Annotated in this window: 6 protein-coding genes; all 6 read right to left on the bottom strand. The window is 54.5% G+C overall.

The window, feature by feature from the left end; all coding sequences use genetic code 11:
• Nucleotides 1-93 precede the first annotated feature (93 nt).
• Nucleotides 94-597, bottom strand: coding sequence for a chemotaxis protein CheW (gene cheW, locus C5687_RS23350; RefSeq protein WP_014884351.1), 504 nt, complete (start codon nt 595-597; stop codon nt 94-96).
• Between the two features lie 19 nt (nt 598-616).
• A complete protein-coding gene (gene cheA, locus C5687_RS23345) occupies nt 617-2,653 on the bottom strand; it encodes a chemotaxis protein CheA (RefSeq protein WP_104558132.1) in 2,037 nt (678 codons plus the stop codon).
• A 4-nt stretch (nt 2,654-2,657) separates the two neighbouring features.
• Nucleotides 2,658-3,587 (bottom strand): flagellar motor protein MotB, encoded by a 930-nt coding sequence (gene motB, locus C5687_RS23340; protein ID WP_025760369.1) that lies wholly within the window; start codon nt 3,585-3,587, stop codon nt 2,658-2,660.
• Entirely contained in the window at nt 3,584-4,471 is an 888-nt protein-coding gene (gene motA / locus C5687_RS23335; RefSeq protein WP_008500417.1) for a flagellar motor stator protein MotA, read from the bottom strand. Before motA ends, motB begins: the two co-directional genes overlap by 4 nt.
• A gap of 123 nt (nt 4,472-4,594) precedes the next feature.
• Complete coding sequence (gene flhC / locus C5687_RS23330) at nt 4,595-5,173, bottom strand: flagellar transcriptional regulator FlhC (RefSeq protein WP_013096051.1); 579 nt, start codon at nt 5,171-5,173, stop codon at nt 4,595-4,597.
• 2 nt (nt 5,174-5,175) lie between these two features.
• Nucleotides 5,176-5,526: a flagellar transcriptional regulator FlhD gene (gene flhD / locus C5687_RS23325; RefSeq protein ID WP_025760368.1), complete on the bottom strand. Its 351-nt coding sequence runs from the start codon at nt 5,524-5,526 to the stop codon at nt 5,176-5,178.
• Nucleotides 5,527-5,722 lie beyond the last annotated feature (196 nt).

The following is a 5,722-nucleotide window of genomic DNA, read 5'->3' as shown; positions in this document are numbered from 1 at the left end:
GGAGTAGACATTATTTTGTGTTTGCTCCCTCACCCCGAAGGGAGAGGGAGCAAACACAAAAAACGGCAACCTGGGTTGCCGTTTTGCATTAACTTACGCTACATGGTTCGCCGCGATATCCAGCAGCGCCATCTCTTCACTGTTCAGCAGCTTCTCAATATTGACCAGAATCAGCATACGCTCACCCAGCGCACCCAGACCGGTCAGATATTCGGTCGACAGCGTGACCGCAAACTCCGGCGCAGGGCGGATTTGGTCCGACGTCAGGGAGAGCACATCAGAGACGCCGTCCACCACAATACCCACCACGCGCTGCCCCAGGTTCAGGACAATCACCACGGTGTTGTCGTTGTAGTCAACGTCGCCCTGGCTGAACTTCACGCGCAGATCAACGATAGGCACAATCACGCCGCGCAGGTTGGTAACACCTTTAATAAAAGCAGGCGTGTTAGCGATGCGGGTAACCTGATCATAACCACGGATTTCCTGCACTTTCAGGATATCGATGCCGTACTCCTCATCGCCTAAAGTGAATACCAGGAATTCCTGCCCTGATGGCTCGCCCGCCAGTTTCGTTACATTACTCATACCGGTCATGTTATTACCTTCTACTTAATCAGGCGGCTGTGTACGCCACACGTTGTTCACGATTTAATCCCTGAAGCGCCGACACATCGACGATCAGCGCCACGCTACCATCACCCAGAATGGTGGCGGCAGAAATACCCGGCACTTTGCGGTAGTTGCTTTCGAGGTTCTTCACCACCACCTGGTGCTGACCAATCAGCTGATCAACCAGCAGCGCGTAGCGGCGGCCCGCACTTTGCAGGATCACAACGATACCCTGCGTGGCCTCTGTCTTCGCCCCGTCCACTTCAAATACTTTCCACAGTTCCACCAGCGGCAGATACTCCCCGCGCACTTCGAGAACGCGCTCGCCGCCCGCCAGCGGATGCAGATCTTCCTCACGCGGCTGCAGGGATTCCATTACGGCGTTCAGCGGCAGGATAAAGACTTCGTCCGCCACTTTGACTGACATGCCGTCCAGGATCGCCAGCGTCAGCGGCAGCAGGATGCGAATGGTGGTGCCGGAACCCTGTTTAGACTGGATCTCAACGTGGCCGCCCATCTCCTGGATGTTACGTTTCACCACGTCCATGCCGACGCCGCGCCCGGAGACGTCGGTCACCTGCTCTGCGGTAGAGAAGCCCGGGGCAAAGATCAGCATCCCCACTTCTTCATCAGTCATGTTCTCGCTAACCGCCATCCCCTGCGAAATCGCTTTTGCCAGAATGCGCTCGCGATTAAGGCCCGCGCCGTCATCGGTCACTTCAATGCAGATGTTCCCGCCCTGATGCTCTGCGGAGAGGATCAGATTCCCGACCGGGGATTTCCCGGCAGCAATGCGGTTTTCCGGCAGTTCAATACCGTGGTCGAGGCTGTTACGCACCAGGTGGGTTAACGGGTCAATGATGCGTTCGATCAGGCTCTTATCGAGTTCCGTTGAGCTACCCATCAGGGTCAGTTCAATCTGTTTATTCAGCTTGCTGGCCAGATCGCGGACCAGACGCGGGAAGCGGCTGAAGACATATTCCATCGGCATCATACGGATGGACATCACTGATTCCTGCAGATCGCGGGCGTTACGCTGCAGCTGACCCATGCTGGTAATCAGGTCGCCGTGCGTGACCGGGTCCAGTTCGTTAGAACGCTGCGCCAGCATCGACTGCGTGATGACCAGCTCGCCCACCAGGTTAATCAGCTGATCGACCTTCTCAACCGCAACGCGGATACTGGTTGACTCGCTGGCGCGCGCGGCAGGTTTTTCACCACGGCCCGGCGCGGCAGTCTCTTTTGGCACCGCTTTTAATGCCGGGGCCGCAGGCGCAACAGCCGGGGCCGCCGCCTGAGGGACGACTGCCACCTCTTCCGTTGCAGCTGGGGCTTCAACCGCGACGGTTTCGGTTTCAAAGGCAATCTGGTCGGCTTCAATCACAAAGCACAGCACCGCCACGATGTCGTCCTGACTGATACCGTCATCCAGCGTCGCAGCCAGGCTGTCTTTGCCTTTTACTACGTTGCTTAATTTCGCCAGGTTACCCAGCTCTTCTTCCAGCAGGTTGACTTCATTTTCTTTCAGGCGTGACAGCACCACGCGCAGTTTGCCCGCCGGTGCGTCGGCAGGGGCAGACGCCGGTGCGTCAACCGCATCGACAACGCTCAGCTTTGCGGCCGGAACCACGGCTGCGGCAACCTCACCTTTCGCTTCGAGCGCGAGCTGGCGCAGCGCATTGCAGATGTATTCAAAGCTGGCGGCATCAGGCTCTGCCGAACTTTTATAGGCGTCGAGCTGTTCCTGCATAATATCTTTGGTTTCCAAAAACAGGTTGATAATGTCGGTATTGAGCTGCATCTCACCGCGTCGTGCTTCATCAAGCAGGTTCTCCATTAAATGGGTAGTCTCCTGCAGGATGGTAAATCCAAACGTTCCGGCTCCGCCTTTAATGGAATGCGCCGCACGGAAGATGGCATTGAGCTGCTCGGAATCCGGTGCTTCGGGCACCAGATCGAGCAAGTGTTGCTCCATATCGGCCAACAATTCGTCGGCTTCATCAAAGAATGTCTGGTAAAAATCGCTAATATCCATGCTCACGCTATCACCTCGGATTGGCTGGTGGCGATGTTGGAACGGCAGCCGAAGGAACGGCCCCAGGCTGTTTTAAATCGTCCAGTGACTCATTCTGACTTTCGGCGTTTTCATGCAGGATGGCCTGCTCCGCCTGCTGGTTCAGCACTAAAAGACTGATACGACGGTTGATGGCGTCATCCGGCCCGCGGTCGGAAACGCGCATGGTTGCTGCCATGCCGACCACGCGCAGTACCTTGCCATCATCAAGCCCACCGGCCACCAGCTCGCGACGCGAGGCGTTGGCACGATCGGCAGAAAGCTCCCAGTTGCTGTATCCCTTCTCCCCACTGGCGTACGGGAAATCATCCGTGTGTCCTGACAGGCTGATGCGGTTAGGAATGCCGTTCAGCACCGGAGCAATGGCGCGCAGAATATCGCGCATGTACGGTTCAACTTCCGCGCTCCCGGTTTTGAACATCGGGCGGTTCTGGCTATCAATAATCTGAATACGCAGCCCTTCCTGCACCAGGTCGATTTTCAGGTGCGGGCGCAATGCGCGCAGCTTCGGATCCGCTTCAATCAGCTGATCGAGATCGCCACGCAGTTTCTTCAGCCGCGCCTGCTCCATCTTTCTTTTCAGCTCGTCGATGTTCGGCTCTTTTTTCACCTCACCCTTTTGCTGGGTGTAATCATCGCCCCCACCGGGGATTGGGCTTTCGCTGTTAGAGATACGCGGCCCACCGGTCACCGCCGTCGCCAGCGGCGTTCGGAAATATTCGGCAATCTGGATCAGTTCTTTCGGACTGGAGATGGAGATCAGCCACATCACCAGAAAGAACGCCATCATTGCGGTCATAAAGTCAGCGTACGCGATTTTCCAGGAGCCGTGTGCGCCATGACCCCCGCCCTTGTGCTTGCGTTTTTTTACGATGACGATCGGATGGGACTGGTTTTTCATGCGTCCTCAGTTGTCGTCTGTTGGTTTGGGTTTTTCACCGCACGCACGTGTTCTTCAAGCTCGATAAACGACGGACGCTCGCTGGAATAAAGCGTTTTACGGCCAAATTCAACCGCGATCGGTGGCGCATAACCGTTGAGGTTAGAGAGCAGCGTGATCTTCACACACTGCATCATTTTGGTGGTTTCCGCGCTCTTCTGGCGCAGGACGCTGGCCAGCGGAGAGATAAAGCCGTACGCCAGCAAGATACCGAGGAAGGTGCCCACCATCGCGTGGGCAATCAGCGCACCCAGTTCGGCTGCCGGGCGGTCTGCCGACGCCAGGGCGTGAACCACCCCCATGACCGCAGCAACGATACCGAATGCCGGCAGGGAGTCGCCCACCAGCGCCAGGCTGTTGGCCGGTACTTCAGATTCACTTTCGTGGGTTTCAATCTCTTCATCCATCAGCGCTTCGATTTCGAAGGTGTTCATGTTGCCGCTGATGATGAGTCGCAAATAATCGACGATGAAATCCAGCATCATGGCGTCAGCAAGAATACGCGGATAGCTGGCAAAAATTTCGCTCTCTTTCGGGTTTTCGATATCCCGTTCAAGCGAGAACATCCCCTGCTGACGCGACTTCGCCATCAGGCGATAGAGCAGTGCCAGCAGGTCCATATACATGCTTTTGGTGTATTTCGAACGACGGAACAGCAATGGAATAGCTTTCAGCGTCCCCTTGATCGATTTACCGTTGTTACCAACGATAAAAGCCCCTACCCCTGCACCGCCGATGATAATAAGTTCAGCCGGTTGATAGAGTGCTCCAAGGTGCCCGCCGGTCATCATGTAACCGCCGAAAACTGTACCGAGAACTACCAGGTAACCTAATAAGATAAGCACGACATCATCCTTCCGCTAGTGACTATGGCAAGGACGTCCAGCTCGCAGCGTTTACCGTTTGCGGGGTAAAAAAAAGCAGCGGTAATTGCTTACCGCTGCTGGAATCTTTCCCACACGTTCGGGTTAAACAGCTTGTTCGATCTGTTCATCCAGCAGTTGTGGAATAATATCGGCAGCATCCCGGGAAAGTTTACGTCTTTTTACTGCGCGGGATGGAGGCTGACATAAACTACAGGCGAAGCTGCCTGCAGGCTGATGAGCATGGGTAATAAAATTGCCATCGCAGCAGTTGCAGCGCGACAGTTCAAGCATTCCGCTCTCAACAAAACGCACCAGCGTCCATGCGCGGGTCAGCGCCAGCAGAGGGCCTTCTTCCTGCTGTGGGCATTGTTCAAGGTAAAGTTTGTACGCTTTGATCACGGCATCTACGCCGCTACACAAACCGGTTTTGAGAAGATACTGCCAGGCATTACAGAACATGGACGCGTGAATATTCTGCTCCCATGTCATAAACCAGTCGGTAGAAAACGGCAGCATGCCTTTTGGCGGGGGACTACCACGTAACTCTTTGTACAGCTTGATGAGACGACCACGGCTGAGCTGAGTCTCGCTTTCAAGCATTTGTAAACGAGCACCCAGTGTAATCAGCTCCATCGCCAGCTGTATGTCACGCGCTTCCTGAACAATGCTTTTCTCGCTCATTGCTAGGCCCTTTTCTTACGGGCTACGTCATCAGGCTGGCTGATTTCGTTAAGCAAGCGCGTGGAAAGAAGAATACCGGTATGGATCTGCTGAAGATCGTCAACGCGGGACTCCTGGGTCAGACGCGTGATGGTCTGCGCATCGTCGAAACGGAACTGGCAAACCAGTTGATTCGTTTCAGCCAGTTTAACCATCTGTGGGAGGGTTAAACCACCCAGCATGGTTGCCATTTCTTCGTTAATACCCAGACGAAACATCGCGGACGCTTTGTCCTGACTAATCAAACGCTGCGCGAGCAGTAAATACGACAAATTGATGTCATAGATATGTTTTAGCAACTCGGATGTATGCATTGTTCCCATCCCGAATAACCAACTATTATTTTTATGCGGAAAGACCGCACCCCGTGATGTCGCCGGGAAATCACCCGGTATAAAAAAGAAAAGGCTAAATGCATAGTTGAATTTAGGTTTGTATTCACTGAAACGCGTAAGAGAGAAATCGCGAATGCGTCCCTTACGTGTTTTATCATTTCTTACAAATAACTAA

Source organism: Enterobacter sichuanensis, assembly GCF_002939185.1.
Lineage (GTDB): Bacteria > Pseudomonadota > Gammaproteobacteria > Enterobacterales > Enterobacteriaceae > Enterobacter > Enterobacter sichuanensis.
Note: the sequence above shows the minus strand (reverse complement) of the source record. Positions and strands in the feature narration are given on the sequence as shown.